The organism is Microbacterium sp. B35-04, assembly GCF_010634885.1.
Classification (GTDB): domain Bacteria; phylum Actinomycetota; class Actinomycetes; order Actinomycetales; family Microbacteriaceae; genus Microbacterium.
In genome coordinates, this window is sequence record NZ_MWLP01000063.1 from 1 (window position 1) to 15,851 (window position 15,851).

Annotated in this window: 14 protein-coding genes and 1 pseudogene; 8 read left to right on the top strand and 7 right to left on the bottom strand. The window is 71.8% G+C overall.

Features of this window, described 5'->3' with window-relative positions; translation table 11 throughout:
• Positions 1-107 precede the first annotated feature (107 nt).
• The 6 genes and pseudogenes from B1729_RS14275 to B1729_RS14300 form a co-directional block, all read right to left on the bottom strand.
• Positions 108-1,400 (bottom strand): allantoate amidohydrolase, encoded by a 1,293-nt coding sequence (locus B1729_RS14275; RefSeq protein ID WP_163633390.1) that lies wholly within the window; start codon positions 1,398-1,400, stop codon positions 108-110.
• Positions 1,401-1,402: 2 nt separating this feature from the next.
• The gene (locus B1729_RS14280; RefSeq protein ID WP_163633393.1) at positions 1,403-2,629 is read right to left on the bottom strand and encodes an alanine--glyoxylate aminotransferase family protein; all 1,227 of its coding nucleotides are present in this window, start codon (positions 2,627-2,629) and stop codon (positions 1,403-1,405) included.
• Positions 2,626-4,302: an AtzH-like domain-containing protein gene (locus B1729_RS14285; protein ID WP_163633395.1), complete on the bottom strand. Its 1,677-nt coding sequence runs from the start codon at positions 4,300-4,302 to the stop codon at positions 2,626-2,628. The genes B1729_RS14280 and B1729_RS14285 overlap by 4 nt, the downstream gene beginning before the upstream one ends.
• The gene (locus tag B1729_RS14290; protein WP_163633411.1) at positions 4,295-5,506 is read right to left on the bottom strand and encodes an acetamidase/formamidase family protein; all 1,212 of its coding nucleotides are present in this window, start codon (positions 5,504-5,506) and stop codon (positions 4,295-4,297) included. The genes B1729_RS14285 and B1729_RS14290 overlap by 8 nt, the downstream gene beginning before the upstream one ends.
• A gap of 144 nt (positions 5,507-5,650) precedes the next feature.
• Positions 5,651-6,940, bottom strand: a pseudogene (allB, locus tag B1729_RS14295) (allantoinase AllB); the annotation flags it as partial.
• Between the two features lie 157 nt (positions 6,941-7,097).
• Positions 7,098-7,739: a cupin domain-containing protein gene (locus B1729_RS14300; protein ID WP_163633397.1), complete on the bottom strand. Its 642-nt coding sequence runs from the start codon at positions 7,737-7,739 to the stop codon at positions 7,098-7,100.
• A gap of 236 nt (positions 7,740-7,975) precedes the next feature.
• Here B1729_RS14300 and B1729_RS14305 point away from each other — a divergent pair, with 236 nt between their 5' ends.
• The 6 genes from B1729_RS14305 to pucL all read left to right on the top strand — a co-directional run bounded on the left by B1729_RS14305 (position 7,976) and on the right by pucL (position 12,569).
• Positions 7,976-8,965: an ABC transporter substrate-binding protein gene (locus tag B1729_RS14305; protein ID WP_163633399.1), complete on the top strand. Its 990-nt coding sequence runs from the start codon at positions 7,976-7,978 to the stop codon at positions 8,963-8,965.
• A gap of 113 nt (positions 8,966-9,078) precedes the next feature.
• On the top strand, positions 9,079-9,963 hold the full coding sequence (locus tag B1729_RS14310; protein ID WP_204318932.1) for an ABC transporter permease: 885 nt from the start codon (positions 9,079-9,081) through the stop codon (positions 9,961-9,963).
• Between the two features lie 11 nt (positions 9,964-9,974).
• Positions 9,975-10,766 (top strand): ABC transporter ATP-binding protein, encoded by a 792-nt coding sequence (locus tag B1729_RS14315; RefSeq protein ID WP_163633401.1) that lies wholly within the window; start codon positions 9,975-9,977, stop codon positions 10,764-10,766.
• Positions 10,767-10,811: 45 nt separating this feature from the next.
• Positions 10,812-11,312 carry a 2-oxo-4-hydroxy-4-carboxy-5-ureidoimidazoline decarboxylase gene (gene uraD, locus B1729_RS14320; protein ID WP_163620897.1) on the top strand — a complete coding sequence of 167 codons (501 nt, stop codon included), beginning with the start codon at positions 10,812-10,814 and terminating at the stop codon, positions 11,310-11,312.
• Positions 11,313-11,316: 4 nt separating this feature from the next.
• On the top strand, positions 11,317-11,655 hold the full coding sequence (gene uraH, locus B1729_RS14325; RefSeq protein ID WP_163633403.1) for a hydroxyisourate hydrolase: 339 nt from the start codon (positions 11,317-11,319) through the stop codon (positions 11,653-11,655).
• Between the two features lie 2 nt (positions 11,656-11,657).
• On the top strand, positions 11,658-12,569 hold the full coding sequence (gene pucL / locus B1729_RS14330) for a factor-independent urate hydroxylase (RefSeq protein ID WP_163633405.1): 912 nt from the start codon (positions 11,658-11,660) through the stop codon (positions 12,567-12,569).
• A 222-nt stretch (positions 12,570-12,791) separates the two neighbouring features.
• Here the strand turns inward: pucL and B1729_RS14335 are convergent, their stop codons facing one another.
• The gene (locus tag B1729_RS14335; RefSeq protein WP_163633407.1) at positions 12,792-13,310 is read right to left on the bottom strand and encodes an adenine phosphoribosyltransferase; all 519 of its coding nucleotides are present in this window, start codon (positions 13,308-13,310) and stop codon (positions 12,792-12,794) included.
• Between the two features lie 287 nt (positions 13,311-13,597).
• Here B1729_RS14335 and B1729_RS14340 point away from each other — a divergent pair, with 287 nt between their 5' ends.
• A complete protein-coding gene (locus B1729_RS14340) occupies positions 13,598-15,280 on the top strand; it encodes an alpha-amylase family glycosyl hydrolase (RefSeq protein WP_163617875.1) in 1,683 nt (560 codons plus the stop codon).
• A 127-nt stretch (positions 15,281-15,407) separates the two neighbouring features.
• The coding region (locus tag B1729_RS14345) for a LacI family DNA-binding transcriptional regulator (RefSeq protein ID WP_163633409.1) at positions 15,408-15,851 on the top strand (444 nt) is incomplete at its 3' end.

The window sequence follows — 15,851 nt, forward strand, 5'->3', positions numbered from 1 at the left end:
CGCGAACGCGAACGCGAACCAGGGGATTTCCGCCGAACCACAGGGCGACGTCCTCGGGTTCGACGAGAATCCCCGGTTTCGCGGAGGCGTGCGGAGCCGCGCCTGGTTCAGCGGTCGGCGGCGAGCTGCAGCACGGCCTCGGCGAGCGCCTGGATGCCGTGCGCGACGTCGCCGGACGACACCGCCTCGTCGGGGTGGTGGCTGATGCCGTCGGGGTTGCGGAGGAACAGCATGCCGACGTCGGTGATCGCGCCGATGGCCATGCCGTCGTGGCCGGCGGGGCTGAAGAGGACGGCAGGGTCGCCGGCTTCGCCGGGCAGGGTCGACAGGATGCCTTCGCGCACGACGTCCTGCAGCAGCGGCGCGCAGAACACGGCTGGGGCGCTGTGCACCTCCTGAGCCCGCCAGCGCAGGCCGCGGTGGCCCATGATCGCGTCGAGCTCGCGTTCGATCGAGAGCCACACGCGATCGCGCTCGCCGTCGAACTCGCCGCGGAGGTCGACGGAGAGCCGCGCCTCGCCGGGCACCACGTTGACCGCCCCCGGGAACGCCTCGAGCTGACCGACCGTGCCGATGATGTGATGCTCCCCGCGGCAGATGCGCTCGACGGCGAGCGCCGCCTCCGACGCGCCGAGCAGCGCGTCGCGGCGCATGTCGTACGGCGTTCCGCCCGCGTGGCGCGCCTCGCCCTCGACGATGAGCTGGAAGCGCCGCGCCGACGCGATCGACGACACCACCGCGAGTGGCTCGCCGCGCCGGTCGAGCTGGGGGCCCTGCTCGATGTGGGCCTCGAGGTATCCCACGAGCTCGGCGGGGCGACGTGCCGCCTCGCCCACGCGGCCGGGGTCGAGACCGAACTCGAGGAACGCTTCACGCAGGCTCGTGCCGTCGGCATCCGTCAGCGTCCACCACTCGTCGTTCCACGTCCCCGCGACGGCCGACGAGCCGAGGAGAGCCTTGCCGAAGCGGGTGCCCTCCTCGTCCGAGAACGCGATCACCTCGAGCGCGAACGGCAGGTCGGCGCGCGCCGGCCCGTCGCCGGGCGCCCGCAGCAGGCGCGCGACCTCGAGGGCCATCAGCACCCCGACGATCCCGTCGAAGCGTCCCGCGTCGGGCACGGTGTCGAGGTGCGAGCCCAGCAGCAGCGCGGGCGCGTCGACCTCGCCCGACGCCGGCGCGATCCGCCCGAGCTGATTGCCCGCGGCGTCCTGACGCGTCGCCATGCCGACCTCGCGCATCCACTCCGCGGCGAGCCGGTTCACGCGCGCGTGCTCGGGCGACAGGTACACGCGCTCGATTCCGCCGCTCGTCGCCGACACGCGCGCGAGCTCGTCGCACCGCGCCATCACCCGACGCGCGGCCGCGGAGATGCGGTCGCGGTCGACCGCGAGCAGGGCCATCGTCACGAGCTCCGGAAGACGTCGGCCGCGGCATCCGTCCCGCCACCGGCCGGCACCGACGCGCCGAACCGCCGCAGCACCGCCTCGAGGGCGACGAGCGTCGTCAGCACGGCGTCCTCGCGGGCGTTGTAGCCCATCGTGCCGATGCGCCAGACCCGGCCGTGGAGGGGCCCGAACGACGTGCCGATCTCGATGCCGAAGTCCTCGAGCATCGCCCTGCGGGCCTCGTCCCCCGGCACCCCGGCCGGGATCTCGACGGCGACCACGTTGTTCATCTTGTGGGCGAGGTCGCCGAACACCGCGAGGCCCAGCGTCTGAACGCCTGCCAGCATCGCCGCGCCGGCGACGCGGTGACGTTCGATGACGGCATCCCGCCCCTCGATCAGCAGCACGCGCGCGCACTCGCGGGCGGCGTACAGCATCGACGTCGCTTCAGTGTGGTGGTTGAGGCGGCGCGGGCCCCAATAGTCGAGGATCATGCCGAGATCGAAGTAGTTCGAGCGCACGAAGTCGGTCGCCGAGAGGTCGTCGGCCTCGCGGATGCCCGCCTCGATCCGCGTGCGAGACCGCACCACCTCGACGCCACGGGCCGAGAGGGTGAGGGGCGACGACCCCGACGGACCGCCGAGGCACTTCTGCAGACCGGCGGTGGCGGCATCCAGCCCCCAGGCGTCGGCCTCGAACGGGTTGCCGCCCAACGATGCCGTCGCATCGGTGTAGAACAGCACGCCGTGGCGCGCGCAGATCGCGCCGACCTCGTCGAGCGGCTGGTTCATCGTGGTCGACGTGTCGCCCTGCACGAGCGCGAGGAGCGTGGGCTTCACCCGAACGATCGCCTCTTCGATGACCGACACGGGGAAGACCTGCCCCCACTCGGTCTCGATGGTGTGCACCTCGGCCATGGCGCGCTCGGCGATCTCAGCCAGCAGATGACCGAAGCGGCCGAACACCGGCACGAGCACGCGGTCGCCCGGGCGCACGAGCGACACGATCGCGGCCTCGATGCCGGCGCGCGAGGTGCCGTCGATCAGCAGCGTCGCCTCGTTGCCCGTCGCCCAGACACCGCGGTAGAGCTCCTGCGTCTCGGTCATCGTGGCGGTCATGAACGGGTCGTACTGCCCGACGAGGGGCGCCGACATCGCATGCAGCACGCTCGGATACGCCGAGATCGGCCCGGGGCCCATCAGCAGGCGCGCGGGCGGGTCGATCGGGCCGGGAAGGTCGGTCATGGAGTGACTCCAGAAGCTGAGACGGTCGCGGCGAGGCGTCGCGCGAGGCGCACGAGGGCGATGTCGGTGCCCTCGCGCGAGATGAGGCAGAGCCCGACCGGCGCCGGGCCGAGGACGGAGGGCACGGTGAGGAGCGGCACCGACAGCGCGGGCAGTCCCGCGACGGCGGCCGGCGTCGTCATGCGGAGGGTCGTGAGCCGCACCGCGTCGATGCCCTCACCGCTCTGACCGCGTGCCGGCGCCGCACCAGGCACGGTCGGCAGCAGCAGCACCTGCGACTGCACCAGATCTCGCACGCGTTCCCGCAGCGGCGCGAGAAGGGCGCGAGCGGATGCCTCGTCCTCGGCGGTGACGGCGGCAGCCGCGGCGAGGCGCTCGGCGACGGCGGGGCCGACGGCGTCCGGGTGCTCGCGCACCCACTGGCCGTTGTTGCGCCAGGCCTCGGCGGCCTGCACGGTGCGGAAGGGCACGAGGTAGGCGTCGAGGTCGCCGATCGGCGCGCGTGACACGGCCGGAGCGTCAGGTGCAGCCGCGAGCAGCGCGAGCAGCGACTCGACGGCGTCGCGCGTGGCCGGCTCGGCCGCGGCGAGCGCCTCGTCGGGCACGACGAATCGCCAGGGCAGGTCGGTGCCCGACTCACCCCAGCGTCCGCGGCCGGACTCCCCGCCCGGCTCCCGGTCGGGCTGGGCGCCCTCGCTGGCGGCCGACGACGGTCCGTCGTAGCTGAGGCACCAGTCCACGACGCGCTGCAGCGTGTCGCCGTCGCGCGTGAGCCAGCCCACGGTGTCGAACGACTGCGCGAGCGGAAGGAGGCCTTGGCGCGGCACGAGCCCGTGCGTGGTGCGAAGGCCCCACAGCCCCTGGTACGAGGCGGGGACCCGCACCGACCCGGCGGTGTCGGTCGCCAGCCCGATGTCGGCCTGGCCTGTGGCCACGGCGGTCGCCGGCCCGCTCGACGAGCCGCCGGGGAGCGCACCGGGCAGCGCGCCGTTCGGGGGCGTGCCGTAGTGGACGTTGTCGCCCGCGATCGAGTATGCGAACTCGTCGGTGCGCGCGATGCCGCGCACGGATGCCCCGCCGCGCAGCAGATCGCTCACCGCGGGGGCGGTGGTGGTCTCGGGCCGCGCGGAGTCCAGGAACGCCGGATTGCCGGCGCCGATGCGATAGCCCTTGATCGCGAAGAGATCCTTGACCGCCACCGTGAACCCCGCCAGCGCGCCTTCCCAGGCGCCCTGCCAGAGCGGATCGCCGACCGTGCGCCAGACCGTGCGGTCCAGCGGCTGCGGGCGCGGCGAGACGTGGGCCGCGGTGATGCGCCATGCCCCGTCGATGCGCTGCCAGAGCTGCGTCTGCAGGCCCCGGCCGCCGCCGGCGTAGTGCGACACCGACACCAAGAGCGCGGCATCCGTCCCCACCTCACGATGCTCGATGCGTTCGATCGACCGCGGCGCGACGCCGCCCCGCGTGCCGCGGAAGGCCGAGATCGCGTCGTGCCCCACGAGAAGGCCCGCGGTGTCGCCGCGGAGGGTGCCGGGGCCGGGCGCGAACGTCTCGTCGAGCACCGCGACGTCGTCGGCGATGATCGCGGCCTCGTACCGCTCGAACGCGGCGAGCAGGTCCTCTGGCACCGCCTCGGCACCCGGGACGGCGCCCGGGAAGACGGGTTCAGTCATCGGTCGCTCCGTTCTCGCGGGTCGCCGGATCAGGTGATCTCACCGGGGTAGGACGATTCGGGGCCTTTACACCTGCGCCGGCGACATCACCTGTTCTCGGTGCGCCACCGCGTGCCCGATCCACCGCCGCGAAGTCCGCCTCGCGGATGCGCGCATGCACCCCGCACACGATGTCGACGACCTGCGAGATGTCGAAGTCCGTCGCCGCCGAGAGGTACGCGTAGGCGAGGTGCTCCTCCATGCCGTAGCGCGCCTGCAGCAGCGAGAGCGCCGCGCGCACGCAGTTGCGCATCGCGATGTTCAGGTCGGGGTCGAGCCCCGTGGGCACGAGATAGCCGCGCGCGCGGGCGAGCGGACCGGTCACCTCGCCGAACTCCGCGAGTGCGGCGGCGCGCGGCACCACCTCGAAGCGCAGCGTCGCGCGCAGCGATGCCTCCAGCGCCGTGAGCGCCACTTCGCCGTCGCCCTGCGCGAAGTGCGGATCGCCGACGTAGGCGAGCGCCCCCGGCACCTGCACCGGGAGGTACAGCACCGCGCCCTCGGTGAGCAGGTTGATGTCGATGTTGCCGCCGTGCGCGCCCGGCGGAACCGAGTGCGGTCGCTCCGCAGCCGCCACCGCGACGCCCATCGTGCCGAGGAACGGCGCGAGCGGGAACTCGACGACACGCTGCCCGCCCTCAGTGACCGGCAGGAGGCCCACCAGCCCCGACGCGCGCTCCTCCACCGGGGTGAAGACGCTCACGTTCGCCGCACCTCGGGGCAGCTCACCCACGAGTGCGCCCTTGCCGTGACGGTTCGAGATCACGCCGTACGGCACGCGGGGGACGAGCCGCTCCACCGTGATCTTCAGCAGGTCGCCGGGCTGGGCGCCCTCGACGAAGACCGGTCCCGTGACGACGTGCGGTCCGTCCGCGGCAGGGTCGCGCGACAGGGTCGCGGCGATCTCGATCGCATCGTCGAGGACGGATACCTCCGCCACGCCGTGCCCCGCGAAGAACGCCCGCGGGTCCTTGCCCTGGTCTTCGAGGATCCCCTCGTGGCTCACGGTGTCGAACGTCACGGTGTCACCCGGCGCGATGGTCAGCGCCGCGGCATCCGTCGCGCACGGCAGCCGGCCCCACAGCACGGTGTCGGGCGAGGCGGGAAGGTAGTGATCGCCCGGGATCGGCCCGGCGCCGCGCTGCAGCACCGTCAGCGCCGTCAGGGGCGTCGGCGTCTGCCCGTTCGCTCCCGGCGCGTCGGCCGGCAGGCCGGCGGCGCCGTCGCTGTCGGCAGTCGCCCGTAGCAGCCGGCCGCGCGGCGCACCGCGGAACAGCGGCGCCTCGCCGGGGCCGCCCGACGTGACGTCGAACACCGACTCGCCGTGCAGCCAGGTGCGGCGGATACGACCGGTGAGCGCCCGCCGGTCGTATGCGGTGATCGGGTTCTTGTGCAGCAGCCGTGCGGCCTCGATCGCGAACGGGTCGTCGACGCCGAAGACCGTCAGGTGCGCGGGCGCACCGACCTCGATGACGCCGACGCCGTCCAGGCCCGCGACGCGGGCGGGGCCGGTCGTGTAGAGCGGCAGGATCGTCTCCAGCGGGATGCCGCGGCCCCGAGCCTCGGTCCACACCGCCGAAAGACCGAGCTGGAGCCCGGAGATCCCGCCCCACGCGAGGCCGAAGTCGCCGTCACCGGAGCGCTTCAAGTCGACGGTCGAGGGCGAGTGGTCGCTCACGATGGCATCGATCGTCCCGTCGACGACACCCTCCCAGAGCAGGTCGCGGTTCGCGGCCTCGCGGATCGGCGGGCAGCACTTGAACTCGCTCGCACCCTCGGGGATCTCCTCGGCGGCGATCGTCAGGTAGTGCGGGCACGTCTCGACCGTGAGCGCGACCCCCTCGGCTCTCGCCGCCCGGATCGCGGGCAGCGAGTGCGCGTCGCTCAGATGCAGGATGTGCGCCCGGGCGCCGGTGCGGCGGGCCGCGTCGATCACCGCATCGATGGCGGATGCCTCGCTCTCGGCGGGCCGCGACGCCAGGAACGCGCCGTACTCGCGGCCGAGCGGGCCATGGTCGTGCAGCAGCGCCGGGTCCTCGGCGTGCACGATCAGCCGCGAGCCGATGGCCGCGATCTCGGTCATCGCGGCGAGCAGCTGCGCACGGTCGAGGTGGCCGAACTCGTCGACGCCCGACGGCGAGAGGAAGCACTTGAACCCGAACACGCCCGCCTCGTGCAGCGGCGCGAGGGCGCCGAGGTTCTCGGGCACGGCGCCGCCCCAGAAGCCGACGTCGATGAAGGCCGACGGCGCCGCCGCCGCGCGCTTGACCTCCAGCGCCTCCGGTGTCGTGGTGGGCGGCAGCGAGTTCAGCGGCATGTCGACGATGGTCGTGACGCCGCCCGCTGCGGCCGCGAGCGTCGCCGACCGGAACCCCTCCCACTCGGTGCGGCCCGGTTCGTTCACGTGCACGTGCGAGTCGACGAGCCCGGGGAGGAGCACCGCGTCGTCGGGTACCAGCACCGTCCGTGCGCCGGCCACGTGCGCCCGCACATCGACGATGGCTGCGACGACACCCCGTTCGACAACGATCGCGGCGGGCCGGAAGGAGCCTGCGATCCAGGTGCGCTGGGCACGGATGACGGAACGCCCGCGCGTCATCTCGTCTCGATCCCCGGCGGGTGCGAGGTTGCGGGAGAGGTCATGGCGATCTCCAGAGGGTTTCGATGAACGGATGCCGCGACGCGGCGATGCCGCATCCCGTAAAGCTATTGCTTAATATTGCCGCGCGGGTTTCTCCTGTGTAACGCCCTCGTGACTACGCCTCGGCGCCGGCGGTCGCGGCGGCTGCGCCGGTGCCGGCTCCGGTGAGCGTGAGCCAGATCGCGACGGCGGGCTCGGCCGTGTCGTTGATCACGCGGTGCGGGCGCGACGCCGGGAACGAGAGCGACTCTCCGGGACCCAGCCGCACCTTCCCATCTGCGAACTCGAAGGTCAGCTCGCCCCGCGCGACCCATCCGCTCTCGTACCCCGCGTGCACGAGCATCGTGCCGTCGATGCTCGACGACGAACCGGGCGGATACGTCGACTCGAACCAGTCGACTCCGGGCAGCGACGCCGGCGAGAGCCGGCGATAGGTGACTCCCTCGGCCAGCTCCGCGGGGGACATCCCGCCGGCGCGCGCGACGAGCACCCCCGGGAGCTGCTCCGTCACGTCGGCGTGATCGTGCGGTCGCGGGGCGAACGGGCCGGGGTCGTCGAAGATCGCCGACACCGGCACCCCGAGCACGCCCACGAGCTCGATCAGCCGGTTGACAGACGGCTGCATGACCCCGGTCTCGATCTGCGAGAGCGCACTCGACGAGATCCCCAGCTCGTGCGCGACGGACGACAGCGACCGCCCGGTGGCGACGCGGAGCGTGCGCAGTCGCGGTCCAATCTGCGTGGGCACCTCACCCATCGACGTCTCCTGACTCCGGTTGCCGGCCGGGCTGTGCGCCACATCGTATGACGCCGGCGGCCCTCGCCGGGACGGCGGAGCCGGCGGTCGCGCGGCGATCGACATCGTTAAGCGATCACTTAACACACTCGTTACACGGCCTTCACGCCCCGCGCGAACGGGCGTCCTTGAATGAGGCCAGTCCCACACAGCATCCCCGCCCTCCGTCGCCGGAGCCCGATCCAGGAGTGTCACCCATGCGCCCCCTCTCCCATCGCACCCTCGCCCGCCGCCTCGCCGCCGGCGCCGCCCTCGCGACCGCTGCCGTGCTCGCCCTCGCCGGCTGCAGCGGCACCTCGTCCGCCGACGACGGATCGTCCGGCGACTCGTCGACCGAGGAGACCATCACGGTCAAGATCGGCACGCTGCGCGGCCAGCCGCACTTCTACCAGCCGTTCCTCTACAACGACCACGCGGTCGATGGCGTCGAGTTCGAGGTCGTCACGCTCGACACCACGCCGGCGCTGTCGGACGCCCTCGTGTCGGGATCGATCGACTTCGCCATCTCGGGCGTCACGCCGACGATCGCCTCGATCTCGCAGGACCGCGACCTCAAGGTCGTCGCCAGCGCCGCGGACGGCGGCTCAGGCTTCATCGGCAACGGCGAGTCGTCGCTCGACGAGCTCGTCGGCGAGAAGATCGGCATCGTCCAGGGCTCGGCGCAGGAGGTCGCCCTGCGCCTGCTGATCGAGGACGCGGGCCTCACCCCCGAGGACTTCGCGCTCACCGTCATCCCGGTCCCTGAGATGGCATCGGCCTTCGCCGCCGGCGACATCGCGGCGTTCATGGGCGTCGAGATCGGCGTGTCCATCGCGAAGGCGAACGGCGGCAGCGAGGTCGTCGACCCGTACTCGACCCCCATCGGCAAGGTCAACATCGGCCTCATCACGACCGGCGCGCTGATCGAGGAGAACCCCGAGCTCGTGCAGAAGGTCGTCGACACCCACGCCGCCACGACGGAGTACATGGCCGACAACATCGAGGAGTGGCTGCCGGGCATGGTCGAGGAGTTCGGCGGCGACGAGGACGTCTTCGCCTCCGCGCTGGAGAACTTCTGGCTGCGTTCCGACCTGTCCGACGAGTATGTCGGCCAGCTCGAGGCGCTCGCGTCCGCGATGGCCGAGATCGGCCTCATCACGGACGCACCCACGGGCGAGGACATCGTCGACACGACGTTCGCCCCGTGACGGAAGGCGGTGGCGGCGAGCCCCCCGCGCCGCCACCGCCTGGGCTTCACCGCTTCACCACTCGCACCGCAGCGCCACCGCCGCATCCGGCATCCGTTCGAAAGGAGGTCATCGTGACCCAGGCCACCGTGACCGACTTCGCTCCCGATCCTTCGCCCGCGCCCCTGCGCCGCCGGCCCCGCCCCCTCGCCCGCGGTTCTGCGCTGAATCGCGTGCTGCTCGGCGGCATCGTGCCGATCCTGTTCCTCATCGTCTGGCAGGTCGGCCGCGAGCAGGCATGGGAGATCCCCATCGTCGGCATCCGCATGGGGTACCTGCCCTCTCCCGCCGACGTCGTCGCATCGCTCTGGGACTACGCCTTCGGCGGCATCCATGACGATGCGTTCTCGGGCGACCTGTGGATCAACCTGGGCACGTCCTCGCTGCGCGTGCTCGTCGGCTTCACCATCGCGTCGGCGATCGCCGTGCCCCTGGGCATCCTGATGGGCCGCTACTACACGATGGACGCGCTCTTCGATCCGTTCATCAACCTCTTCCGCCCCATTCCCGCGACCGCCTGGGTGCCCCTCGTCGGCCTCCTGATCGGCTGGGGCGACCAGGCCACGATCTTCCTCATCTCGCTGTCGGCGTTCTTCCCCATCGTCCTGGGCGCGATCAGCGGCTCGAAAGAGGTCCCGCCGCGTCTCATCGAAGCCGGACGGATGCTGGGCGCCCGGCGCTGGGAGGTGCTGGCCCAGGTCGTCGTCCCCGCCTCCGCACCGGCCGTCGTCAACGGCATGCGCGTGGGTCTCGGGATCGCCTGGGTAGTGCTCGTGCTCGGCGAGGGGGTCGGGGTGAGTGTCGGCCTCGGGGCCAACATCATCCTCGCCCGCGACGTGGTGCGCACCGACATGGTCGTCGTCGGCATGATGGTGGTCGGTGTCGCCGGCTTCCTCTCCGACCGCATCCTGATGGGCGCCTTCCAGCTGTTCACCCGCGGCCGCCCGCTGATCAAGTGACAGGACCCGCCATGAGCGACATCACCACCAACGCCCACGTCGACATCACCGGGCTCTCCAAGCGCTACGGCCCGGAGGGCGCGGGGGTGCAGGCGGTCGCCGACGTCGACCTGCACATCGCCTCCGGCGAGTTCGTCGCGATCGTCGGCGCCTCCGGGTGCGGCAAGAGCACCGTGCTGCGCATCCTCGCCGGCTTCGAGCCCGCCACCGGCGGCACCGTGACCGTCGGCGGCGCACCGATCACCGCCCCGGGGCCTGAACGAGGTGTCGTGTTCCAGGACTATGGGCTGTTCCCGTGGCTCACCGTCCACGAGAACGTCGCCTACGGTCCCCGCCGGCGCCGCGTCCCCCGCGCACGGGTAAGGGAGCTCACCGAGCGCTTCATCCGCACCGTCGGCCTCACCCGCTTCGCCGACAAGTACCCGGGCCAGCTCTCCGGCGGCATGCAGCAGCGCGTCGCGATCGCCCGCGTGCTCGCGAACGAACCCACCGTGCTGCTGATGGACGAGCCGTTCGGTGCACTCGACGCGCTCACCCGGTCGGACCTGCAGGCCGAGCTCAAGCGCATCCACATCGAGACGAGGACGACCGTGGTCTTCGTCACCCACTCGATCGAGGAGGCCGTCTTCCTCGCCGACCGCGTCGTCGTGATGACCGGCGGCGCCTCGCACGGAGTGCCCGGGCACATCAGCCGCGTCGTCACCATCGACCTGCCCGGGGAGCGCGACATCACGAGCCCGGACTTCAACGAGTACAAGCGCGAGATCTCCGACCTCGTCCACGCGGTGGCCGGCCATGTGTGAGTGGGCCGCCCGCACGGCAGGGGCGTCGCTGGCGGGAGGGCCGCGATGAACATCGACGACTTCAACGCGCTCGACGCCGACTCGGCCCGGGCCGAAGCCACGGTGTGGGCGGCGATCCCGTCCTGGGTGGACGCCGTCGTCGGCGGCCGGCCGTACCGGGACGTCGACGATCTGGCGGCTGCCGCAGCATCCGCCGCCCGCGACTGGACGCGCGCGGATCTCGATGCCGCGCTCGCACATCACCCCCGGATCGGCGCCCGCGTGACCGGCGAGGATGCGGAGGCCGCGGCATCCCGTCGCGAACAGGCCTCGATGACGGATGCCGCCGACGACGTCGCCGCCCGGATCGCCGCCGGGAACGGGGCGTACGAGGCGCGGTTCGGTCGCGTGTTCCTGATCCGCGCCGCGGGCCGCTCCCCCGAGGAGATGCTCGCGGAGCTCGAGCGCCGGCTCGCGAACGACGACGAGACGGAGGCTCGCGAAGCCGCGGGCCAACTCGCAGAGATCGCGGTGCTGCGCCTGCGGGCGGCCGTGGCGCAAGGATGAACGCATGAGCAGCCACCTGACCACCCATGTCCTCGACGCGGCGAGCGGGACCCCCGCCGAGAACGTCGTCGTGTCCCTCGCGCGGCACCTGCCCGGCGGCGGCACCACCGGCGTCGCCCAGGGATTCACCGATGCCGACGGACGTGCGGCCCTCGGCCCCGAGCGGCTCGAGCCCGGCATGTACGCGCTCACCTTCGGCACCGGGGCGTGGTTCGCCGACCGCGGCATCCCGTCGTTCTATCCGCTCGTCACCGTGACCTTCACCGTCGAAGACACCGACCGGCACTACCACGTGCCGCTGCTGCTCAGCCCGTTCGCGTACTCGACCTACAGAGGGAGCTAGTCATGGTCTCGGTGAGCCTCGGCGCCAACAAGTACGGCAAGGCGGAGAACCGCCTCGTGCGGATCTACCGCGACACGCCGCGTCACGAGATCGTCGACCTCAGCGTCACGTCACAGCTGCGGGGAGCGGCCCTCGCCGGCTCGTTCCTCGAGGGCGATAACGCGATGATCGTCGCCACCGACACGCAGAAGAACACCGCGTTCGCCTTCGCGAAGGAGCACGGCATCCCCTCTCCCGAGGAGTACCTGCTGAAGCTCGGCGACCACTTCGTGTCGGCGTTCGACTGGATCGAGGGCGGCCTCTGGCAGGCCGAGCAGTACGAGTGGGAGCGCATCCTCGTCGACGGCGTGCCGCACGACCACTCGTTCGTGCGCAGGGGCCAGGGCACCCGGCTCGCGACCGTGCAGAAGATCGACGGCGCGACGCACGTCACGGGCGGCGTGAAGGACCTCACCGTGCTGAAGTCGACCGGGTCGGAGTTCTCGGGGTTCCCGCGCGACCGGTACACGACCCTGCCCGAGGCGACCGACCGCATCATGGCGACCTCGGTCACGGGGCGGTGGCGCTTCCTGCCCGACGCCGTCGCCGCCGGCATCGACTACAACGGCCTGTACGCCGAGGTGCTGGGCGTGCTGCTGTCGACCTTCGCGTCCGTACACTCGCTCGCGCTGCAGCAGACCCTGTTCGAGATGGGCAAGGCCGCGATGGAGGCACGGCCCGAGATCGCCGAGGTGCGCTTCGCGATGCCGAACAAGCACCACTTCGCCTACGACCTGACGCCGTTCGGGCTCGAGAACCCGAACGAGGTCTTCTACGCCGCCGACCGCCCGTACGGCCTCGTCGAGGGCACCGTCGTCCGGGATGGCGTGGATGCTGCGCCCGGCGCGTGGCTGGATCTGCCGGTCTTCGTCTGAGCCGTCGAGGCTCGTCGGCTCGTTGCGTTTCGTCTCGGTCGCTGGCGCTCCCTCGCTCAGCGATCGGGGGGCGGTGTTCCGGTCGTTGAGCGAGCGAGGAACGAGCGAGACGAAACGCCCCGCACCCGGCGCAGGACCCGGTGTTCCGGTCGTTGAGCGAGCGAGGAACGAGCGAGACGAAACGCCCCGCACCCGGCGCAGACCGTCGGCTCGATGACGAGGTCAGCCGGTGAAGACCGTGTGCACGTCGCCGACGACCTCGCGACCGCCGAGCGCGGTCAGCTCCATCAGCACCGCCGTGCCGACGACGACGCCGCCGAGCTCGCCGACCAGCTGATGGGCGGCGACCAGGGTGCCCCCGGTGGCGAGCACGTCGTCGACCAGCAGCACGCGGCTGCCCTCGGCGATGTCGTCGTGCGCCTCGATCGTGGCGGTGCCGTACTCGAGCACGTAGGTGACGGATGCCGCGGGCAGCGGCAGCTTGCCGGCCTTGCGGATCGGCACCAGGCCCACACCGGCCTCCATCGCCACGGCGCCGGCGAGCAGGAACCCGCGCGCCTCGACCCCGGCGACCACGTCGAACGATCCCTCGAACGGGACGATCATCGCGTGGATGACCGTGCGCAGGGCGCGAGCATCCGCCAGGAGCGGCGTGATGTCGCGGAACAGCACGCCCGGCTCGGGGTAGTCGGGGATCGTGCGGATGAGGGATTCGGCGCGTGTGAGGGCTTCGGACGGCACTCGCCCACCCTACGCCCGGGCTCCATCTCCGCCGCCTCCGCGCTTCCGCCACCACCGCGGCGCGTCCGGCGCCCGCGCCGTTCCTCAGCCGAGGACTTGCGTCCTTGCTCAACCAAGCGCCCGCGCCGTTCCTCAATTGAGAAGCCTCGCCGTTCCTCAGTTGAGGAACTGCGCCGGAATGAGGGGCGATCCACAGCGTTTCGGCCCTCATCTCGGCACTGTTCCTCAACTGAGGATCCGGCGCCGGCGCCGCGTCACACTGTAAGCGCTTGCAGTAGACTGGCCCGATGACTTCCGCAGAGACCGCTGAGCGCACGGACGCGTTCCTCGCCCCCATCGGCGGCGAATGGTGGCGCACCGCCGTCATCTACCAGATCTACCCCCGCTCCTTCGCCGACGCGTCGGGCGACGGCATCGGCGACCTGCCGGGCATCACCTCGCGCCTCGACGACCTGAAGAGCCTCGGCGTCGACGCGATCTGGCTGAGCCCGTTCCAGCGGTCGCCGCAGAAGGACGCCGGCTACGACGTCAGCGACTACTGCGACGTCGACCCGCTGTTCGGCACGCTGGCCGACTTCGACGCGATGCTCGCCGGGGCCCATGACCGCGGCATCCGTGTCATCGTCGATCTGGTGCCGAACCACTCGTCCGACCAGCACGAGTGGTTCCAGCAGGCGCTCGTCGCCGCTCCCGGCAGCGCAGAGCGTGGGCGCTACATGTTCCGCGACGGACAGGGCGCACACGGCGAGCTCCCGCCGAACAACTGGGAGTCGGTCTTCGGCGGTCCGGCGTGGACGCGCGTCGTCGAGCCCGACGGCCGGCCCGGCCAGTGGTATCTGCACCTCTTCGACTCGTCGCAGCCCGACTTCGACTGGTCGAACGAGGAGGTGCGCGAGGAGTTCCGCCGCATCCTGCGCTTCTGGCTCGACCGCGGTGTCGACGGCTTCCGCGTCGACGTCGCCCACGGCCTGATCAAGGCCGAGGGCCTCCCCGACTACATCCCCGACCCCGAGGCCGGATCGATGGGCGGCGAAGAGGAGAACGTGCCCTACTGGGGCCAGGATGCCGTGCACGAGGTCTACCGCGACTGGCGGAAGATCCTCGAGGAGTACCAGGGCGACCGCGCCCTGGCCGCCGAGGCGTGGCTGCCGACCGCCGAGCGCACGGCGCAGTGGGTGCGCTCCGACGAGATGCACCAGGCCTTCAACTTCCCCTACCTCTCCACCGAGTGGAACGCCGCTCATCTGCGCAAGGTCATCGACGTGTCGCTGCGGGCTTTCCCGGGCGTCGGCGCACCGAGCACGTGGGTGCTGTCGAACCACGACGTCGTGCGCCACGCGTCGCGCCTCGCGCTGACCGCCGAGAACCCGCAGGGTCACGGCATCGGCCCCGAGTCCCCCGGCCAGCCGATCCCCGAGGTCGGCCTCGCCCGCGCCCGCGCCGCGACGACGCTCATGCTCGCGCTGCCCGGCTCGGCGTACCTGTACCAGGGCGAGGAGCTCGGCCTGCCCGAGGTCATCGACATCCCCGGCTCCGCCCGTCAGGACCCCACGTGGTTCCGCACGAACGGCGAGCGGTACGGTCGCGACGGCTGCCGCGTGCCGATCCCGTGGACCGCGGATGCCCCCGCCTACGGCTTCAGCCCCACCGGTGCCTCGTGGCTGCCGCAGCCGGCCGAGTGGGCCACGCTGGCCCGCAGCGCCCAGTCCGGGGTCGAGGGATCGACGCTCGAGCTGTACCGGACGCTCCTCGCCGAACGACGCGCCCGGGCACTCGGCGCCGGCTCGCTCGAGTGGATCGACGGCTACGGAACGGATGCCGTCGCATTCCGCAACGGGAATGTCACCGTGATCGCCAACACCGGTTCCACGCCGATCGCGCTGCCGAGCGGTATCGTGATCGCGTCGAGCGGTCCGATCGTGGGCGGCGAACTGCCGGCCGACACGACGGTCTGGCTGACGAACGACTGAGCCGGAGCCTCCGGGCACGGCGGCCTCCGGGCACGAACACGCTCGTTGACTTGCCTTATATGCACGCGACACGCCGCGCGTGTTGTACACATGGGGCAAGTCAACCCGGGCGGAGAGAGGTGACGGCGTGGTCAGCATCGACGAGGTCGCCCGCCAGGCGGGCGTCTCGACGGCGACCGTCTCGCGCGCGCTGAGCGGGCGGGGCCACGTCTCGGCCGGCGCCAAGGCGAAGGTGGAGGCGGCCGCGAAGAGCCTCGGCTACGTGGTGTCGGCATCCGCCTCGAGCCTCGCGTCGGGGCGCATGCGCAACATCGGCGTGCTCGTGCCGTTCCTCGACCGCTGGTTCTTCTCGACGGTGCTGAGCGGCATCGCGTCGGCCCTCATGCGCCGCGGCTACGACATCACGCTGTACAGCCTCACCGCCGATCGGGCGGAGCGTCGCGACATCTTCGACACATTCCTCCGGCGTCAGCGCGTGGACGGCGTCATCGCCATCTCGCTGGAGCTCGGCGAGGACGAGACCGAGCGGCTGGTGGCGCTCGACCTGCCGGTGATCGCCATCGGCGGGCCC

Bases quoted from the DNA above. Each gene is read 5' to 3' on its own strand.
- B1729_RS14275 (WP_163633390.1), bottom strand. From the start codon at position 1,400: ATGGCCCTGCTCGCGGTCGACCGCGACCGCATCTCCGCGGCCGCGCGT.
- B1729_RS14280 (WP_163633393.1), bottom strand. From the start codon at position 2,629: ATGACCGACCTTCCCGGCCCGATCGACCCGCCCGCGCGCCTGCTGATG.
- B1729_RS14285 (WP_163633395.1), bottom strand. From the start codon at position 4,302: ATGACTGAACCCGTCTTCCCGGGCGCCGTCCCGGGTGCCGAGGCGGTG.
- B1729_RS14300 (WP_163633397.1), bottom strand. From the start codon at position 7,739: ATGGGTGAGGTGCCCACGCAGATTGGACCGCGACTGCGCACGCTCCGC.
- B1729_RS14305 (WP_163633399.1), top strand. From the start codon at position 7,976: ATGCGCCCCCTCTCCCATCGCACCCTCGCCCGCCGCCTCGCCGCCGGC.
- B1729_RS14315 (WP_163633401.1), top strand. From the start codon at position 9,975: ATGAGCGACATCACCACCAACGCCCACGTCGACATCACCGGGCTCTCC.
- uraD (WP_163620897.1), top strand. From the start codon at position 10,812: ATGAACATCGACGACTTCAACGCGCTCGACGCCGACTCGGCCCGGGCC.
- uraH (WP_163633403.1), top strand. From the start codon at position 11,317: ATGAGCAGCCACCTGACCACCCATGTCCTCGACGCGGCGAGCGGGACC.
- pucL (WP_163633405.1), top strand. From the start codon at position 11,658: ATGGTCTCGGTGAGCCTCGGCGCCAACAAGTACGGCAAGGCGGAGAAC.
- B1729_RS14340 (WP_163617875.1), top strand. From the start codon at position 13,598: ATGACTTCCGCAGAGACCGCTGAGCGCACGGACGCGTTCCTCGCCCCC.